This is a genomic window from Planctomycetia bacterium, from assembly GCA_016795155.1.
In the GTDB taxonomy this organism is placed as follows: Bacteria; Planctomycetota; Planctomycetia; order Gemmatales; family HRBIN36; genus JAEUIE01.
Genome location: JAEUIE010000002.1, coordinates 35,876 through 55,076 on the forward strand (window position 1 = coordinate 35,876; position 19,201 = coordinate 55,076).

The following is a 19,201-nucleotide window of genomic DNA, read 5'->3' on the forward strand; positions in this document are numbered from 1 at the left end:
TTGGCTTACACTTCGACAGGTGACAAGCACCTCTCCTGGTGAGGCACGCAGAGCGTGCCTACATGATTCGCATTCCGCCGTTCGCAATCGTGAAGCGGCGTTGCCTGGTGAATGTCAACGGCGTCGTGACACCTTCCCCGGTGGGGGTGGCGATGCTGTAGCTCAGGTAGCCTTCGCCACCGTTGCCGAGGCCTGCACCGCAGGGGCCGTTGACGACGAATATCGTGGTATCGAGTTCCTTGGCCATCTTGGTGATGGTGTCGAGGTTCTTTGAGTGAATGAGGGCAGTGTGCTTGTAGCCATGCTCGTACTTCTTGGCCAAGGCAATCGCCTGGTCGACATTGCGAACCCGGACGAACGGCACGAAAGGCATCATCTGTTCGTGATCGACAAACGGGTTGCTCTCGTCGGTCTCGCCGAAGAGCAGCACCGAAGAAGACCTCATCGAGATACCAGCGGCTTGGGCGAGGACGCTGGCGTCTTTGCCGATGAGGTCTTTGTTCAGCCCAACTCGCAAGGCATCGCCGCCGTAACCGGTGAACGCTACCTTCGTGAGCTTTTCGATCTCTTCCCGATTGAGTCGATAAGCACCAGCAGTCTCCATCGCACTCATCAGCTTGTCGAAGATGGCATCGACAGCGAAGACTTCCTTCTCGCCAATGCAGAGCAGATTGTTGTCATAGGCTGCACCAGCAATGATCGACTTGGCGGCATGTTCGAGATCAGCCGTTTCATCCACTACCACTGGTGGATTACCGGGGCCAGCGACGATCGCTCGCTTGGGGCTTTTCAGTGCTGCTTTACCTACCGCAGGTCCACCGGTCACACAGATCATGCGGACAGCTTTGTGATCGAACAATGCCTGGGCTGATTCGAGCGTCGGTTCGCTGATGATGCTGATGAGGTTATCGATGCCGATGGCTTTCTGGATGGCCTGGTTGAACAGTCGAGTGCCGTGTACTGCAATCTTGGCACCACTGGGGTGTGGATTGATGACGACGCTGTTCCCTGATGCCAGCATGTTGATGGCATTGCAGGCGAGCGTCGGCAGCGAGTGAGTCACCGGAGTGACAGCACCGATCACACCGAACGGTGCGTATTCAATGAGAGCCACCCCCATACTACCGGAGTAAGTATCCGTCTTGAGGAACTCTGTTCCCGGGATGCGGTCAGCTACCACACGAAGCTTTTCAAACTTGTGTTCGAGTCGACCTATTTTGGTCTCTTCAAACTCCATCCGGCCCAGTTCTTCCGCTTGTTCGCGACAGATCTTGCGGATGCAGTCGAGTGCCTTGGTACGATCTTCGATAGGTCGCGTTTCGAAGATGACCTGTGCTTTCGCCGCAGCTTCTACTGCCTCATCGACAGTACGGAAGACGCCATGCTGGTTCGATGGAGAAGATGCAGCAGCAGCCACCTTCTGGCCCATGGCTGCCAGCACTTCCTGAACGACTGATTTGATGAGTGCATCGTTGAGTTGCATGTAAAAGCTCTCAGCTATCAGCTGTCAGCTATCAGCCAACAGCACTCTTTGGTTCAAGGTTCGATTCGTCATCCATGCTTCAACTCGGCAATGCCATTTTGAAGCTGACCGCTGACAGCTGATAGCTGACAGCTAATTGGTTTTGAATACCTGTTTGCCTTCCACGGTCACTTCATCGACGATGCCAACGATGGCCGTATCGATGGGGAGTTTTTCCAGTTCAGGTGACATACGGGCGCTGGAGCCTTGCACGATGAGGACCAGTTGCCCAGTCCCTGCCCCAACGGTATCGACAGCCACAAAGCTGCGTTGCGACGAGGAGAGTTCGGTCCGGTTCTTGGGATCGACCCGCAGTGGCTCGACGATGAAGAGCTTCTGCCCCGTCATCGACGCTAGCTTCTGCGTCGCTATCACACTGCCGGTAACACGTGCAAGAAACATGGTTCGCCCCGTAGGGCACGCTGTGCGTGCCTCCCCTGATCTCATGTTCGTCTCGATTCGCAGCACACGACAGGTGACGGGCACCTCTCGATGTGAGGCACGCACAACGTGCCCTACAGCACTGCGGCTGTTTGTCTCGCCACGATGATCTCTTCATTCGTGGGCATCGTCCAAAGCTCAACGCGGCTGTTCACAGTGTGAATAGCTGCCTCGCCTTTGGCACTTTGATTTCTGGATGCATCCAGCTCGATGCCGAACCATTGCAGGTTGGCACAGATGGCTGATCGCATCGTTGCTGAGTTCTCGCCAATGCCACCGGTGAAGACGATGGCATCCGCTCCGCCGAGAACGACCAGGTACGCTCCGAGGTAATGCCGAATCGCTTCGACATAAACATTCATCGCCAGCTGAGCATCGGTATTCCCTTGCTGGGCCGCGATCTCGATGTCTCGCAGATCGTTGCCCGCACCGGACAATCCTTCCAGCCCTGACTTGTTCGCCAAGTCTGCCAGCAATGCATCCAGCGTCTTGCCCGTCTTCTTCAGCAGTATCGGCAACGTAAAGATGTCGATATCGCCGACGCGGTTGTTCTGTGGCAACCCCGTCTGCGGGCTGAAGCCCATGCTCGTTGCCAGTGACTTGCCACTGTCAATCGCACAGAGCGAACTGCTGCCACCGAGATGACAGGAGATCACCTTGGGTTTCCTGATCACTTCTGCAGTTCGTTCTGCAATGAAGCGATGGCTGGCACCGTGAAAGCCATAGCGGCGGATGCCCAGCTTCACCCATTCCTGGGGAATAGCATAAAGCTGACGAGACATCGGGATCGTCTGATGGAACCCTGTCTCGAACGCTGCCACCAGCGGAATGTGAGGCAACTTCTCCGCGAGGAGTCGCATCGCTTTCACATAAGGCGGGTTGTGTGCCGGACAGACGACGTTGTAGGCTTCCATGGCTGCAAGCACTTCGGGAGTGACCCGTTGCACTCCGCTCAGTCCTTCTGCATGCACCGCCTTGAAACCGATGGCTGCGAGTTCCTTCGCATCCTTCAGCACGCCCATCTTGGTATCACACAGCAAGGCCAGGCACGCTTCGACAGCAGCTGCATGATCAGCTACCGTGTCGACTTTCTCACTACTACCTTTATCGGTGGTAGCGTAGCTGCGAGCCTTGTCTGAGCCGATCCGTTCGACCCCGCCCTTGGCCAACAACGCTTCCCCGTTCGCCATGTCAAACAGGCGATACTTGAAAGAGGTGCTGCCCAGGTTGGCGATGAGAATGTGCATAGTAGCTCTCAGCTTTCAGCTCTCAGCTGTCAGCATCAAACAAGACCAATCTTGCTGAAGGCTGATAGCTGACGGCTGAAGCTATTTGTTGTTCACAAAGAAATCAATCACCGACTCGCTGGGGCGAGGGATGATGTGGGCGGCGACGAGTTCGCCATTGGCGGTGGCTGCCTGTGCACCGGCATCCACAGCAGCACGAACGCTGCCGACATCGCCACGAACCAGGGTGGTAATGAAGGCATTACCGATCTGGAACTGGGCGACGAGATTAACGTTGGCTGCCTTCAGCATCGCATCGGATGCTGCGACAGTGGAGATGTAGCCCTTGGTTTCGATCAGCCCAAGAGCAAGGTTACCTGACGGAGTAGGATTCGCGGCCATTGAGTTAAGTCCTGTATTGTAGGGCACGCTGTGCGTGCCTCACTATCGCTGGAGTTCGTCACTTGTCTGGTTTCGCTCATCGCTGCAAAGAGATGAGCACATCATGTGGCGAGGCACGCACAGCGCGCCAGGCCGACTATTTCTTCTGGGCTGGCAGTGCTACGCCGATTTCCTCGTGAGGACGGGGAATCACGGACGAGCTGACCACTTCGCCAATGCGCTGAGCAGCGGAAACGCCTGCATCCACTGCAGCACGAACCGCAGCTACATCACCACTGACGAGAGCGGTGACCATGCCAGAACCAATCTTGGTCCAGCCGATCAGCTTGACATTAGCTGCCTTCAGCATTGCATCGCTTGCTTCGATCAGGCAGACCAATCCTTTGGTCTCGATGAGGCCCAGTGCCTCGAGGTTTGCTGCCATGGGGAGTAACTCCGTGGTTAAAAAGATGAAGTCCTGGTTTGAGTTAAGAGCAGGGCGCCGAGAGTAGATTAATTCTCTCTCAACACTCAACTCTCAACGGTTATTTGAACAATTCCACCTTCGTCGCTTCGGGCAAGTTGCAGGCATTGCCTTCGTCGGTGTCAATGTGGATTTCGAGCTTTGAGTTCTTGTCAACGCGGCAGAGCAGGTTCTCGAGAACGATCGGGCAGTTGCTCACCACCCTCATGTTCATTCGATCGCCCTGCTTGACGCCGTAGTATTCTGCATCGCTGGGGTGCATGTGGACGTGCCGTTCTGCACGAATCACACCAGCTTTAAGTTCGATCATCCCCTTGGGACCCATGACCCAGCAGCCGGGCGTTTCATGATGGTTGCCGGAGGGGCGTACCGGGGCATCGATGCCGAGCGAAATGGAATCGGTGAAAGCGAGTTCAACCTGTGAGAAATCGCGGCACGGGCCGAGGATACGTACATTCGGAATCATTCGCTGGCGGGGACCGATCACGGTCACCACTTCTTCCGCAGCGAAAGCACCCGGCTGATAGAGATCTTTCATCGGAGTCAGATTGGCACCAGGACCGAAGAGTTCTTCGACGTGAGCTGGCGTCAAATGGACATGACGGGCCGAGATGTTGGCCACAATGCGTGGCTTGCCTGGTTCCACCGGCACCGGAGCGGATGACGAACCGACGTGTTTTTGCAACGCAGAACGCACCAGTCGTTCAATAAGTTGGCGATCCACTGCAATGTTTGGTACTTTCACAGGTATTGTGGCACTCATACTCGTTGCTCCCTGTTGGTACCAGCAATAACCAATGACACACCTGAATGCTGTAACCAGCTTCGAGAATCTTCCGTGATACCGGCATCAACAACCAGTGCCGAGATAGACGAAAGTGGGCATAGTTGTGTTAATGCAGTCCGTCCCAGTTTAGTGTGGTCAGCCAGCACAAAAGTCTGTTCAGCGCTTTGAAGCATGGCTCGTTGTGTTTCAACAAGTAGAAAATTGTGATTAAACAACCCTTGCGAAGTCACACCATGGCAACTGAGAATAGCCTGGGTAACATGGATGTTCTTTAACTGCTCAACAGTAGAAGGCCCAAGCGCTACGCCGGTACGCGGATAGACAAACCCACCCAGAAGAATTACATCTGGTTCTCGTGATTGTGAAAGCAATGTAGCAATCGGCAAGCTGTTGGTAACAACCTGCAAAGTACGGCCAACAAGCAGTTTAGCTAATTCCAGAGTAGTAGTACCGCCATCCAGCAGGATGGATGAACCTGTGGCAATGCGTTCGTTCATTGCCTGGGCTATCAATCTTTTTTCAATCACTGCAGTTGCAACGCGATCTTCAAGTGCAGGCAAACCGTCTTGCGATGTTGTATCTGCGGGCCGGGCTCCGCCATGAGTGCGCTTGAGTTGCCCTTGCTGATCCCAGAATTCCAAGTCACGTCGAAGAGTAGATTCAGAAGTGCGCAATTCGGTGGCCAAGTCAGTCAGGGCTACAAACCCCCTGTCTTTTACCAATTCAAGCACTTTCTTTCGTCTTTCTTCGACAAGCACGTTAAATTACCACGATAATCTATGCAGTTATCAACCGTATGTTGCCTATATTACGGTTGAAAATGGTAAAAATCAATCATTATTTATCATAATCCATCATTATTTTACATTATGTTTCAGTTGTAAATCATAAGTTACGGCATGGTAATCATTTGCTTCAATATAAGATTTGCCGGTATTATGGTCATGACGTGGAGGTAATCATGAAGCAGGCACTTGTTCACAGCTGGCAAAATCTGTCCCAGGATTCACCGATGGCGAAATTAAGCCGACGTAGAATCATTGGCGAGAAGATGATGATCTCAGAAATTTCATTGGAAAAAGGGTGCCTGGTTCCAATGCATCAACATGAAAATGAGCAGTTCAGTTGTATTCTGAAAGGTTGGTTGCGTTTTTCCATACAGCATTCTGATAACACAATTACACAATATGATGTGAGAGCTGGTCAGGTGATGGAACTGCCTTCGCAGGTGCCTCATGCTGCGGAAGCTATCGAAGATACATTGGTTCTCGACTTATTCAGTCCGCCGAGCGCTACTACCGGTATTGATGTGCATAGGGGGCACTAAGCTGCTCGATTTCGGATGGGAAATCCTAGACGTCGTTCAGCTTCTATTTCATGAGCAGTGTAATCGGCTAATTTCTTCTTCTTCGATTTTCGACACAGAGCAAGCTGAATGAAGAGCGACAGCAAAATAACTCCAGCCAAGGCTGCGTGTGCTACGAGTGATTGATCTTTCAACCAATTCAAAGCAGCATACCATTTCTGTTGTTCGACATAGGCAATGGCTCCGTAACACAAAACCACTGAGCCGATAGCTGATGTCAGTAATACAACACAAAAACGATAGAACAGTGCGCTAAACAACCCCCCAGCACAGATGCATATTGCAGGAATGGCATAAGGCGGTGCCAGCCTTTTCATGGTATACCAGCATGCCAGGCCGTAGGCTAGAAAGAGTCCGACGCGGGAAAGTGACAACGCGAGACAACCAGCCGCTGCAGCAAGAAGCACTCCTGAAACAACGGGTTGTGAGATACCCCAAGCGGAAGCTTGCCGCATTCCAATCAGCCCAGCGATAAGGCTGACACAGAGGGTCAGCCAGAATCGGTGCCATTTCCAGCCGGTGATAGCCAATAATAATCCCGTACTCATCATGGCCAGAAGTGCAGGCATGGGGAGTTCAAGAATATCTGTCAGTATTTCGGCTGAGAGTATTTCCATGCTGGGCAGATAGCTTACAGGCAGAATGCTGTCAAGCTGGAAACTCGGCTAGCATCGTTTCCGCAATCTGCTATAGCTCTCCCGTTCATATGCAGGGAGAGAGTCATGTTGTTACGACGTGCATGGATGCCTGTCAGCCTGGCTATGATAACAGGGTTAGCTCTTGGCTGGATGCTAAATAACCGACAACCAGTTTTTGCCGGCGGCAGTACCGATCGTCATGAAGACTTCATCATGGCAACAGGCCCAATCAACCAGACTTTGACTGTTAATTCAAACCAGTCACAGAATGTAGAGCTCGATGGAGTCTGGATACTTGACTACAAGTCTGGGAAACTTCTGGCAACAACGATGAACCGTCAAACGGGCAAGATGATTGCGTTTGGAGAAGTAGACCTCGTCAAGGAGTTTGAGATTGCTCCACGAGCGAATGTTCATTTTGTCATGACCACTGGATTGGTTATCCGTGGCCAGTCGGTGCTTTATCTCATGGAAACAACGACTGGAAAAGTAGCGGTATACAGCATGTTTTCCGATGAATTCGGTCAAGGGAACAGATCAGAGCGTATTCTTATACGCCGTCACGATATGGCCAGTATTCGAACCGGCACTGTTCCGCCACCTGCTGACGTGCAGAATCTTGGTCAATCACCGTTGCCGCGTACACAGACCAACATGATGCCAAACCAATATTCTTACCCGCCAGCTATGCAGCAACAGTTGCCAAATCCTGTACAGCCACCGGCCCCTGTAAATCCATTGCAACAAACTGGGTTTGTCAATCCCAACAAATAATAACAAGACAATCCAATTGAAACCAAGAAAGCCTCCGGAATCCGGAGGCTTTCTGTTTGAATAGTGTTCGGTAATCATGATTGTTCAAACTAATGCAAGCTGCAATCGTCTAATAAATTAGAGTCTAGTGTGCAATAAGTAAGAAATATCGGGAGACGGCTATGTGCCACGTCATTCGGTTTCTGCTCGCTATGGTACTTCTAAAATCAATGATGCTGTCGCCAACGCAGGCTCAAGGCCATTTGTTGCCACGTGATCGCTCATTGCCTCCTATGCAATTAGTGAATCACCACATCAAAGTGCTACTGGAAGATCAGGTTGCAGTTACGAGAGTGAAACAGACTTTTCGAAATCAGTCGAACCGCCCGTTGGAAGCTATTTATTCGTTTCATGTACCAAGAGGTGCGTCGGTCAAAGATTTCTCGATGATGGTCAACGGGAAAAAAGTAAAAGGAGAATTGGTCGAGGCAGCCAAAGCCAAGTCGATCTATACAGAGATAGTTCGTCGAACAATGGATCCAGGTCTACTCGAATATGTAGGATCAGATCTGTTACAGATGTCAGTCTTCCCGGTACCAGCCAGGGGAGACCAGGAAGTAGAAGTCAGTTTTACCTCGTTGGCGAGCAAACGGGATTCAATCGTTGAATACCACTATCCTTTAAAAGGACAAACGCAGTTACTTCGTGTCAGCGGTGAGTTTTCCCTGGAGATGGAACTGAAATCCTCGCGACCAATTCACAATATCTATAGCCCGACACATCCTATTTCATTCAATCGCAAAAGTGATCGCCATGCGACAGTGTATTTTGACAAGAGTATGGTTGCTCTCGATAGAGATTTGCAACTGTTTTACTCGACAGGCAAAGATGATATAGGCCTGACTGTTATTCACCACAAACCAGACCATCGCGATGGCTACGCCTTGCTTCTTCTGGCGCCCCGGGCAGATATTACTCCGGAGCAACGAATTCCACGAGACATGGTATTTGTCCTCGATACCTCAGGTAGCATGCGTGAAGATGGCAAAATAGAACAGGCTAAAAAGGCACTGAAATATGGTCTTGATTCTCTTAAAACTGGCGATCGGTTTACTGTTATCCAGTTTGCTACTACGGTTAATGCATTCAGTACCAGCCTGGTAAGCGGTGCAGACCAGATTGCAAGTGCCAAAAAATGGATCGATACCCTTGAACCAACTGGGGGAACAGCTATCAGCGATGCATTGACTGAAGCCTTAAAGTTGCAAGTCGGTGACAAGGAGAGACAGTATTGCATCATTTTTCTGACAGATGGTAAGCCAACCATTGGAGAAACCGAGTCAGCTCGCATCCTTCAAACGGTTCAATCCCAGATACGTTCCGGCACGAGGTTATTCACCTTTGGTGTTGGGTATGATCTGGATGCAAGCCTACTTGATCAGCTGGCGGAGAAGAATCGCGGATCCAGTAGTTTTGTCAAGCCTCAGGAAGATATGGAAATCAAGGTTTCACATTTCTTCAGCCAGATCAATCAGCCGGTTCTGACCGATTTAAAACTCACGACGTCAGAAGGTGTTCGTTTGCTCGATATGTATCCACCACAGATTCCCGACTTATTTCACGGCGGACAAATAGTAGTACTGGCACGCACCCAAGGCACGGGCAAGTCATCCATAAAACTGTCTGGTTCAGTGGGCTCTCTCAACAAAGAATTTCATTATGAATTAGATTTGCAAGAAAAGCCTGATGCCAAACCTTATGTCGAAGAGTTGTGGGCCAGGAGAAAAGTAGGCTACTTGCTGGATCAAATCCGGCTGCGGGGTGAATCAAAAGAACTGGTAGATGAAGTTGTCCTGCTTGCCAAAAAATATGGCATTGCAACTCCATACACCAGCTATCTGGTGATTCCAGATGATGTACCACGACCTGGAGAAAGGCGCTGGAGTCCTGTTCCACCTGGTCAGTCATCAGGTCTTGGGGGAATGGCAGGCGGTGGTGCAAGCTTAGAAAGAAGTCGATCAACTCGTGAAGTCCTCAAAATGCTTGAAAGCAGTAAGAGTGTTGCTGACTCCAGAGGAGCGACCAGTGCTGTCATGGGAGGCAAAGGGACTCTGGATCAGGCCAACAGGGCATTGAGAGCAGGAGACCTGCAACAGACACAGCAGGGACGGTTGGGTGTCGATCTATCTGTTCAGATGAACGAGATGAAGAATCAGTCTCAGCAAAGCAGGCAAATTCAACGCCAGGTCAATCAACGGAATTGCCTTGAAGTCAACGGAGTCTGGGTCGACGATCAGTATAAGAAAGCCACACCTACTTTTGCAATTAAAACGATGAGTAAAGCCTACTTCAAGTTGTTGGAAGTAAAGCCGGAGATGAAGGAAGTTCTCCAACTGGGCTCTTCCTTGATCTGGATTGCTCCCAATGGCACTGCTATTGTTGTCGATCCAAATACTGGAGAAGAAGAGATCACTGAAGCCGAGATAACAAAACTCTTTACAAAAGGAAGCTAATGTTGGGTCTGTGTTGCCAATTGTAGATGCGACAGGGGGCGAGTTGTGTGCTAAAGTTGAAACATGCCCTCGCCCACTAACCCTCAACGACTTGATCTCATCGATGCATTGCGCGGCTTTGCAGCGCTATGGGTGTTCCTTTACCATATCTGGAATGTACTCAATCCCTGGAAAACCAGTCAGGTCGCACCAGTATCATGGGATGTAAACCAATCCTGGTTTGACTCTCTCTCGTTCTTTGCCATTCAGTTCGGTTACTACGGAGTCACCATTTTTTTTGTTGTCAGTGGATTCTGCATCCATTTGCCGCAGGCCCGTCGTCGCGTTGTCGGTGGTCAGGATGGTTTGAAACTGGCAGCATTCTTTGAGCGCCGGTTTTGGCGACTCTATCCTGCTTACTTTGCAAGTCTGTTTGTAGCTTCACTCAGTTTAGGCGTAATGAGGCTGATGGAATATCAGTCGCGAGGCTGGCCACTGCCTTTGCCTGATGGGTTCTATGAGCAAGCTTTTGGCGTAAAGGAAATTCTTTACAACGCGTTCTTCTTGCTGCCATTCTTCGAATCAGCCAAAGACCTGAACAGTGTTCTGTGGACACTAGTATTCGAAGTGCAGTTTTATCTGTTGTACCCTGTGTTGCTCATCATGATGCGGAGAGTTGGCTTACTGCCAGTCGGTTTGATTCTCCTGATCTGCGAAATTATTATGGTCCCCATGCCCAAAAACAGCAGCAATTATTTGGATCATAGTCCATGGGATTACTTTTTTCTGGCGAAGTACTTTGAGTGGTATTTAGGTGTCATTGCAGCAGAATGTCTGGTGCGACAACGACGGCTGCCAAACAGAATGACATTGCTGTTTGTCGCTGTGGTGTGCCTTGCCATCAGTATGGTTTCAGTCTTTTACAGTGTTCTGTGGCCTTATCGTGACGTGTGGGTTGCACTGGCAACCTTCTTTTTCCTTCTGGGGATGCTTCCATATCAAAAAGAGAAAACGAATAATCACCTTTTCAAACTATTGGTATGGTTAGGCCTGTTTTCCTACAGCTTATATCTGTTGCATATACCACTCATGCGCATAATGTATGCAGGTAATACTCTTCTCGCTGAATGGCTGGGGAGACCAGGTTGGCAACATGTGCTGATTTATGATTGCATTCCAATCGTGATATTCACCTCCTGGGTATTTTATCTCTGTTTTGAGAAGCCCTATCTCAAACAACGATGAATCAGAGCTTGGAACAGATAGCTACTGCGAGCAGTTCTTCTGCAGTAGAAACCTGGTGCGTCGGTTCTGCGTCAGCCAGTGTGTTCCAATCGTTGATACCCCAACTCACTGCTGCAACATCAATACCTGCTTTGTGTGCGGCAGCAACATCGCGTACCTCATCACCGATGTACAACACATCTTTTTTCTGAAGTTTGTGCTGTTTGATTACACGTTTAATGCCTCGGGCTTTTCCTAACAGCTTGAAACAGCCTGCAGTAAATTCAAAGTATTCGGATATGCCATTGGCTTTCAAACATGCTTGGATATTTTCCGGCGAGTTAGAGGAAAGTATGGCATGTCGCATTCCAGCTGAATGCGTTTGCTTCAGGACACGCAGGATTCCCGGATAGAGCTTAACATTCTCGATCTCATGCCGCATGGCCTGTTGAAATGCACGGGTAATCCGAGGCAACTTGAGGAAGCCGATGTTATGTTCTTTCATGAATTTCCGCACGGTCATCTTTCGTACGCTGTACGGATCGGTAATCGGCTTGAAACGGAACTGCGCAGCTAACCGATTGACAATAGTCAGCGAAATCGCCATCGAATCAGCGATGGTGCCATCAAAATCCCAGAGTACCAATCGGTAAGGCATGCCAGTATCGGTGGGTTGCAAGATAGTCATCTCGTGATGTAACAGTATTGTAAGGTGAGAGGCTGATTTTTCCGTCTTCTTTTTGCAGAGATTCCAGGTTTTGTCTACTCCTTATGTATTCCTGTTCGACATCGATGGCACATTGCTTTCCAGTGGCGGTGCAGGAAAGATGGCACTGGAAACAGCATTCCTGAATCTGTTTGGACTTATGGAGATTAGAAAACAGGTGCCTTATAGTGGTCGTACCGATGTAGCGATTGCCCATGAATTGCTTCAGGCTCACGACATCGATCCCAGTTTAGAGAACATTTCAAAGTTGCAGGAATCGTATCTTAATCAGTTGCCACAAGCTCTGAATTGCAAAAAAGGAAGCGTTCTTCCTGGCGTCATCCCACTATTGGAAGCACTTCGTTCCAGTTCTCATTCGATAATGATAGGGCTTTTGACAGGAAACATCCGTCGCGGAGCGCAGGTTAAGTTAGGCCATTATGACATGAATCACTTCTTCTCTTTCGGGGGATTTGGAGACGGAGTGCATACCCGCAATGAGGTTGCACAAGCCGCCTGGAATGAGGCACGGCAGTTCGCTGGAGTGGAACTCTCTCCAAATCGTACCTGGGTAATTGGCGACACACCGCTCGATATCAGCTGTGCTCGACATATTGGCGCTAAAGTCCTGGCGGTCTCAACTGGAATGCATCCACATGATGAGTTGGAAAGTCATAAGCCAGATCTACTAGCTGCGTCATTAAATCATCCTGTATTGTTATCAAGGATGCTGGTGTAAGATTTTTCAGAGATATCAACAGACAGCATCGTTCAGAATCTACGGTTTTAGCAGTTTTGCCGGCTCAGTTCCAGGTGGCAGCAGTGTACAAAAGACTCCATGAGGGTTGTTTCCGTTGCTGACTTTGAGCAGTAACGTATTTTTCCCTTTCTTGAATTCAACGGCAACACTATCCCTGCCGGGCTGTGCTGCTTCATGTCGTCGATGACGGAACACCAGCTTATCGTTGAATATCACATTGACACCATCATCAGAGCCGAGTTTGATATCTCCCCATCCAGCTTGTGGTGCATCCACTTCAGCATAAAGATAGGAAACACTCATCGGTGCATCATCGCCATGTATTTGTGCAAGGTCGAGATAGCCCGACGAGTTTGCGAGTACTTGTTTCCATTCCACTCTATTCGATTTACCTTGATAGCTCGCTTTGCTGTAGTAACCTGTATCCGGTCCCATAACCTTATCCAACCCGCTGTCCTTTTCATCGTTCGGGAAGGGACCCATCAGTTGCCACCGATCAACAAGCAGAGCAGGGGACTTCATTGTGGACAGATACGCAACAACATCGACCAGTTCATCTTCTGTCAGAAATCCTGCAAGGTTATCAGGCATCAACGATTTGGCGCTTTTGCTTCGTTTTTCGATATCACGAATAGCCAGCTTGGTGTCTTTGCCGCTGGCATCACGCAGGATGATGTGTTCTCCAGTTTCCTCGACCATCAATCCGCTCATGACAACGCCATCTTTGGTTTCGATGACATGTTGTACGTACTGATCGGCAATTGCCTTATCAGGAGTTAAAATGGATTCGAAGAGATTCTCCACGCTTCCTTTAACACCAATCATGGAAAGATCAGGCCCGATACTGCCACCCACTCCCTGAAAGCCATGACATTTGATACATGCCAGGTCTTGATGAGTTAGTACCAGTTTTTTGCCTTGTTCAGGATTACCCGTTTTCTTTGCCAACATGACAGGAGCAGGTAGGCTTGTCATGTTTAATTTTTTGGAAACTGGAAATGCGATAAGCGCTTTGTTTCGTAGATCAATGTAAGGGCTATTTCGCAGTAACCTTCCTGTTTCTGGAATCAGTGATTCAGGCAGCTCTTTTTTCGAGTGCAGTTCCAGTAGCCAACTATTCCCTTGTCTGCTTCCAGTAAGGCTTTCCAGAGCCAGTCGGCGATCTTCCATGTCGATTTTTTCATTGAGGAAGTAAGTTTGGAGCGGCTTCATCGCTTCAGTCGTGCCTATTTTCCCCAAGGCCGTCATGACGGCTTTACGAATATCCGGAGTTTCCGGGCGAATGAGAAGTTTGGTGAGAGTTGCTATCGATTCTTTGGATTTCAGATTTCCCAAGCCAGCAATAGCAGCAACGCGAACCTGGTTAGGATGCCCTTCCGAATTGAAGGCAAGCCTGTCCAGAAAGCCCTGAAAGTCCTTTCGTTCACAGACTGAGACGAGTTCAACAACAGCAGGCAGCATTTCGCCATCAGTCATTTGGGTTTCGATGGCTTTGAGAACCAGGAAGGAGCTTTTCAGGCTGCTCCATTTCCCGCCAAGGTGTTGTAGCAGTGTCTTAAGAGCTGCTGCCCGCACATGACGGTTTGGCTTGGTGTCTTGCAGCAGCTTAAGCAACGATTCACCACCCTCTATTCCACTAGAAGCGGCTAGAGCACCAAGTGCTAATTCTGTTTGTAAGGGGGACATATTTTCGGAAGCAACCTTGCGCCCCAACTTGCTGATAACTGATGGTGGCCGGAGTTCCCACACGAGCCAGGCTGTCTTGTCGTTCCATTCGGGGAAGTGTTTCTCGAAGTCTTTGAGAATGGTATTCCGCCTCTGCTGATCGGTGCCACAAGCAATGTTAAGGGCGGAGAGATAGGCGCGGTCATGGCCGTCGAAGAGGTTGGTGAGTTTGTAGAATCCATCTTTGACGACATCAGCATCAGAGTTTCGCCAACCAATCAAGAACTCACGCCAATTCTGAGCTGTAACACTCGCAGGCAGTTTATCGTCGATCAGGAGAAGGTTTGGTGAAGTATCACAGTATTGCCGACAAATGCAGTTCTTTACATGTGGTTCGGATCGTTCCAGAAAGCGTTCAAACGCTTCTTTCTCTGATAGTGTAAATGCTCTACCTCCACCGTTGGTCTTCGCAAGCAACCAGTAACATCGACATGCGATGACTGGGTCTGATGTTGCCAAGCCCTGCAGAAGTATCTTCGTCTGCTCACCAGGGCTAGTGAGTAACTTGCTGGCCGCATAAGCTCTGGTGGCAATACAGGGAGAACTGATCTGCATTAACATGTCATTCTTTTGTGGCTCAGAACTCGCCACACTATTCTTCACGCTATGTGTTAACCGATAAATCCTCCCCCTGGTCGTATCCCCCATGCCATGACCACCCACGCCTGGGTCGTACCAGTCGGCAATGAAGATAGATCCATCGGGAGCAACGCAGACATCGCTTGGACGGAACCAGTTGTCGGTACTGGTAACCAGGTTCACCTTGTCGAGTTCATAGCCTGCACCCTTGGGACGCACGCCGAAAAGTCGTACTTCCCGCGGGCCAGCATCGGTGTGTAGCAGGAAACCTTCATACTGATTGTTTTTGCTGATAGCTGACAGCTGAGAGCTGAAAGCTTTATGAAGCAGTTTCCCTTCATACCAGCACATCCCAGTAGGCGAGCCAAAGCCGGTGCGGAGGGTTTTGTGAACAACTCCAGGCTGGTCTTCATGCCAGTGATGATCGCCTCGGTTTCTGGGCCAGTAGCCGTAATCGCCGCCGTACATCACATGACAGATGCGTGTTTGCTGCAGTCCATCATCGTCGTTGTCGGAAACGAACATAGTGCCAAAGCTGTTGACAGCAGGTTCGTACTGGTTACGGAAGTTGTGAGCAAGCAGTTCCAGTCCGGTGCCATCAGTGTTACAACGCCAGATGGTACCTGCTTTGCAATCGGTCTGGTTGGTATTCCAGACTTTGCCGTTTCTATCCTTGAGGTTTTTTACACCCTGGTCGCCGACGGAGAAGTAGAGCTTGCCGTCTGGGCCGAAGTGGATGCCGTGGATGCCGTGATCATGATCATGGCCGCCAAAGCCGGTAAGCAGTATCTTGGGTGGCCCATCAGCTTTGCCATCGCCATTCGTATCTTCAAACAGATACAAGTGAGGAGAATGGCAGACATAAACTTTGTAGCCGGGGCCGGCTGGGTCTTTAGAAACTGCAATGCCAAGAGGTGCAAGGAAATCGGGGGCCTGGTAGAAGGTAGTAGCGTTGTCTGCCTTGCCATCGCCATCGGTATCGTGAAGGATAACGATGCGGTCCCCTTCTTTGCGGTTGACCGGTTTGCGGTGTAATGTCGTACGATAGTTGACCGATTCACAGACCCACACCCGTCCTTTTTCGTCGATATCCATACACGTGGGGTTGCTGAACATGGGCTCGCTGGCGAACAGTTCCAGTTTCAGGCCTGCTGCAACCTGAAATGAGCTGAGAGCCTTATTCGGTGGTAACTGTGCCATGGCAAATGAATGAAATATAAAGTAACTGAAACAGATAACTTGGTGAAATACGTGCTTCATGTGACACTCAAAATAACTTGTGAGTTTTCATACACCCCTGCAATATAACTTGAAGCAGATAATTAAAAACAAAAAACTGCACGATTGGCTCGTGCAGTGATGAACTGGTGATAAATTGGCATTATGCATCTTTGGTTGGTTCGGTAGACTCAGCTGTTATTTCTTCAATATTATCGAGTTCAGCCAGTTTTACAGCGGTTACTACTCGGTCACCCTCCTGCAGGTTGGCCAGGCGTACCCCTTGGGTATTGCGGCCAATGGAACGGAAATCGCTGACTTTCATTCGAGTGACCATACCTTGTTGAGTGATAACCATAAGCTCATCACCTTCACGAACAGCAACAGTGGACACCACTGGCCCATTGCGCTCACTGGTGCGAATATCCTTGAGCCCTTTTCCACCACGCCGCTGTGTTCGATAGCGCATATTGCTGGGAGAATTTTCATCTCCTTCAGATTCATTAGGCTCTGAATTCTCAACAGGTTCTTCATCACCTGTTGCAGTAGACCCAGATGCTTCGCTGGGGCCAAAGCTCGTTCGCTTGCCATATCCGTTTTGACAAACGGTCAATAATTGCCCTTCAGGATCAGCAACAGCCAGGCCTACCACTTCATCATCTTTCCCGAGGTTGATGCCTTTTACGCCTTTGGTATCACGACCCATCGGGCGGGCATCTGATTCAGAAAAACGAATGGCCATTCCATTTTTAGTTGCCAGGACGACTTCGTCACCTTCGCCGACCAGCACTGCATTGATCAGAGAATCTCCCTCTTCTAGATTAATGCCGATGATGCCTCCAGCTCGAGGCCTTGAATACTGTTCCAGCGCTGTTTTCTTGACCAGGCCGCGCCGGGTGGCAATAAGCAGGTACTGATTTGGCTCAAATCGTCTTACTGGAATCACAGCACTGACTTTTTCCTCTGGCTTGAGTGAAATAACATTGGGAAGTGCCCGTCCAGCAGAAGTACGGCTCATCTGCGGAATGTCATACACCTTGAGCCAGTAGACCTGTCCAAAGTTAGTGAAGAATAGAAGGTAGGCATGTGTTGAAGCAGTAAAAAAATGTTCAACAAAATCGTCATCGCGGGTTTGTCCGCCACTGACACCGCGTCCACCTCGTTTCTGACTGCGGTAAGTATTGCTGGGCAGCCGCTTGATGTAACCATTGTGACTGATCGTGACTACATTCATTTCTTCTTCAATGAGGTCTTCATGCCTCATCTGGCTGGGGCCTTCATCAATGATCTGGGTGCGACGTTCATTGCCATATTTTTCACTGATTTCATGCAGGTCTTTACGAACCACAGCGAGGATGTTTTTCTGATCGGAAAGAAGAGTTTCGTATTCGTTGATTTTTGCACGCAGACTTGCATATTCCTTGAAGATTTCGTCTCGTTCCAGTGCAGCCAGCTGACCAAGTTGCAGCCGGACAACTGCTTCAGCCTGCTCTTCGGTCATGGAGAAGCTGGTTTTTGGACCCACTTCCTTGATCAGTGCATCAAAGTGTTCTTTGCCAAGAGCTCGTTGCATCACTGCTGCAGAAACTTCCAGGGCAACCAGGCGGTTCTTGGCTTCGGCTCGGCTTGGTGCGGCACGGCAGATGGCAATCACCTCGTCGATGCTGGCGATGGCAATCAGTTGTCCTTCTAGAATATGTGCACGATGCTTGGCCTGACGCAACAGATATTCTGTACGGCGTCGAATGACGCGCACTCGATGTCGTAGGTATTCCTCCAACATCTGCTTCAAATTTAAAGTCTTTGGCCTGCCATCTACCAAAGCCAGCAAGATGATACTGAATGTTTCCTGCAGAGGTGTGAACTGGTAAAGCTGGTTTAATACCAGGTGAGGATCAGCATCGCGTTTGATGTCACAGACTATGCGGACAGGTTCTCCTTTTCTTTCGGATGATTCGTCCCGAGGTGCGCCACTGATACCAGTAATTCTTTCATTCTTGATCGCTTCGCCAATCAACTCCATGATGCGGTTGCGAGTTTGCTGATACGGAATATCGCTGATGATAATCTGGCTACGGCTGCCTTCTTCGTCGACCTTGGCTCTGGCACGGATAATAACCTTGCCTCGGCCTGTACGATATCCATCATAAATACCTTGGCGACCACAAATAACTCCACCGGTTGGAAAATCGGGGCCGGGTATGTGCTGAATCAAGTCATCAATGGTTGCTGAGGGATGATCGATCAGGTGAATTGTGGCGCTGCATACTTCCGACAAATTGTGGGGAGGAATGCTGGTTGCCATACCAACTGCGATACCGCCGGACCCGTTCACCAGCAGATTGGGAAACCGACTTGGAAGAACCATGGGTTCTTTGACGCGACCATCATAATTAGGCACCATGTCGACGGTGTCTTTGTCAAGGTCAGCCAGCATCTCAGCAGCAAAATGGCTCAGTCGGGCTTCGGTGTATCGCTCAGCCGCGGGAGGCAGTCCGGCTAGAGAACCGAAATTCCCCTGCTTATCGATTAGCACATGACGCATGACCCAGTCCTGGGCCATGCGAACTAGAGTATCGTAAACAGCCATGGTGCCATGCGGGTGATAGTCGCCGGTAGTTTGGCCGGTGATTTTGGCACACTTCATACGGCTGGACGCAGGCCCCAGGTTCAGATCATTCATGGCAACGAGGATGCGACGCTGCGAGGGTTTCAATCCATCACGAACATCGGGCAAGGCACGGCTGACAATGACCGACATGGCATAGCTGAGATAGCTGTCCTTCAGCTCTGATTCGATGTTGAGAAGTTGTTCCCGAGGGTTATTTTCCGGTGCAGGCGTTGCAGTCACATTGCCATCTGTGGGGGGAACATCAGGGGGTAGTGAATCAGGCATATT

General features: G+C 49.9%; 16 protein-coding genes. 5 read left to right on the forward strand and 11 right to left on the reverse strand.

Annotation, left to right across the window (positions count from 1 at the left end; all coding sequences use genetic code 11):
• Nucleotides 1-58: 58 nt before the first annotated feature.
• From JNJ77_00165 to JNJ77_00195, 7 genes are all read right to left on the reverse strand, one after another.
• Nucleotides 59-1,483, reverse strand: coding sequence for an aldehyde dehydrogenase EutE (locus JNJ77_00165; GenBank protein MBL8820972.1), 1,425 nt, complete (start codon nucleotides 1,481-1,483; stop codon nucleotides 59-61).
• A 132-nt stretch (nucleotides 1,484-1,615) separates the two neighbouring features.
• A complete protein-coding gene (locus JNJ77_00170; GenBank protein ID MBL8820973.1) occupies nucleotides 1,616-1,924 on the reverse strand; it encodes a EutN/CcmL family microcompartment protein in 309 nt (102 codons plus the stop codon).
• Nucleotides 1,925-2,037: 113 nt separating this feature from the next.
• Nucleotides 2,038-3,210: an acetate/propionate family kinase gene (locus tag JNJ77_00175; GenBank protein ID MBL8820974.1), complete on the reverse strand. Its 1,173-nt coding sequence runs from the start codon at nucleotides 3,208-3,210 to the stop codon at nucleotides 2,038-2,040.
• Between the two features lie 81 nt (nucleotides 3,211-3,291).
• Nucleotides 3,292-3,591: a BMC domain-containing protein gene (locus tag JNJ77_00180; GenBank protein ID MBL8820975.1), complete on the reverse strand. Its 300-nt coding sequence runs from the start codon at nucleotides 3,589-3,591 to the stop codon at nucleotides 3,292-3,294.
• A 136-nt stretch (nucleotides 3,592-3,727) separates the two neighbouring features.
• The gene (locus JNJ77_00185) at nucleotides 3,728-4,015 is read right to left on the reverse strand and encodes a BMC domain-containing protein (protein ID MBL8820976.1); all 288 of its coding nucleotides are present in this window, start codon (nucleotides 4,013-4,015) and stop codon (nucleotides 3,728-3,730) included.
• 100 nt (nucleotides 4,016-4,115) lie between these two features.
• Entirely contained in the window at nucleotides 4,116-4,817 is a 702-nt protein-coding gene (locus JNJ77_00190) for a phosphate propanoyltransferase (protein ID MBL8820977.1), read from the reverse strand.
• Nucleotides 4,814-5,599 carry a DeoR/GlpR transcriptional regulator gene (locus JNJ77_00195; protein MBL8820978.1) on the reverse strand — a complete coding sequence of 262 codons (786 nt, stop codon included), beginning with the start codon at nucleotides 5,597-5,599 and terminating at the stop codon, nucleotides 4,814-4,816. Before JNJ77_00195 ends, JNJ77_00190 begins: the two co-directional genes overlap by 4 nt.
• 203 nt (nucleotides 5,600-5,802) lie before the next feature.
• On the opposite strand from JNJ77_00195, the gene JNJ77_00200 reads away from it, so the two are divergent.
• Complete coding sequence (locus tag JNJ77_00200) at nucleotides 5,803-6,168, forward strand: cupin domain-containing protein (GenBank protein MBL8820979.1); 366 nt, start codon at nucleotides 5,803-5,805, stop codon at nucleotides 6,166-6,168.
• Here JNJ77_00200 and JNJ77_00205 read toward each other — a convergent pair.
• On the reverse strand, nucleotides 6,165-6,776 hold the full coding sequence (locus JNJ77_00205) for a hypothetical protein (GenBank protein MBL8820980.1): 612 nt from the start codon (nucleotides 6,774-6,776) through the stop codon (nucleotides 6,165-6,167). The two genes, JNJ77_00200 and JNJ77_00205, sit on opposite strands and share 4 nt — an antisense overlap.
• A 153-nt stretch (nucleotides 6,777-6,929) precedes the next feature.
• On the opposite strand from JNJ77_00205, the gene JNJ77_00210 reads away from it, so the two are divergent.
• The 3 genes from JNJ77_00210 (at nucleotide 6,930) to JNJ77_00220 (ending at nucleotide 11,335) form a co-directional block, all read left to right on the forward strand.
• The gene (locus JNJ77_00210; protein ID MBL8820981.1) at nucleotides 6,930-7,619 is read left to right on the forward strand and encodes a hypothetical protein; all 690 of its coding nucleotides are present in this window, start codon (nucleotides 6,930-6,932) and stop codon (nucleotides 7,617-7,619) included.
• 161 nt (nucleotides 7,620-7,780) lie between these two features.
• Nucleotides 7,781-10,111: a VWA domain-containing protein gene (locus JNJ77_00215; GenBank protein MBL8820982.1), complete on the forward strand. Its 2,331-nt coding sequence runs from the start codon at nucleotides 7,781-7,783 to the stop codon at nucleotides 10,109-10,111.
• Between the two features lie 63 nt (nucleotides 10,112-10,174).
• Nucleotides 10,175-11,335, forward strand: coding sequence for an acyltransferase (locus tag JNJ77_00220; protein ID MBL8820983.1), 1,161 nt, complete (start codon nucleotides 10,175-10,177; stop codon nucleotides 11,333-11,335).
• 1 nt (nucleotide 11,336) lies between these two features.
• Here the strand turns inward: JNJ77_00220 and JNJ77_00225 are convergent, their stop codons facing one another.
• A complete protein-coding gene (locus JNJ77_00225) occupies nucleotides 11,337-11,972 on the reverse strand; it encodes an HAD-IA family hydrolase (GenBank protein MBL8820984.1) in 636 nt (211 codons plus the stop codon).
• 100 nt (nucleotides 11,973-12,072) lie between these two features.
• Here JNJ77_00225 and JNJ77_00230 point away from each other — a divergent pair, with 100 nt between their 5' ends.
• The gene (locus JNJ77_00230; GenBank protein MBL8820985.1) at nucleotides 12,073-12,759 is read left to right on the forward strand and encodes an HAD hydrolase-like protein; all 687 of its coding nucleotides are present in this window, start codon (nucleotides 12,073-12,075) and stop codon (nucleotides 12,757-12,759) included.
• A gap of 39 nt (nucleotides 12,760-12,798) precedes the next feature.
• Here the strand turns inward: JNJ77_00230 and JNJ77_00235 are convergent, their stop codons facing one another.
• Together JNJ77_00235 and gyrA are read right to left on the reverse strand one after the other, a co-directional pair.
• Nucleotides 12,799-16,344 (reverse strand): HEAT repeat domain-containing protein, encoded by a 3,546-nt coding sequence (locus JNJ77_00235; GenBank protein ID MBL8820986.1) that lies wholly within the window; start codon nucleotides 16,342-16,344, stop codon nucleotides 12,799-12,801.
• A 121-nt stretch (nucleotides 16,345-16,465) separates the two neighbouring features.
• Nucleotides 16,466-19,198, reverse strand: a complete 2,733-nt coding sequence (gene gyrA, locus JNJ77_00240; protein ID MBL8820987.1) for a DNA gyrase subunit A — start codon at nucleotides 19,196-19,198, stop codon at nucleotides 16,466-16,468.
• Nucleotides 19,199-19,201 lie beyond the last annotated feature (3 nt).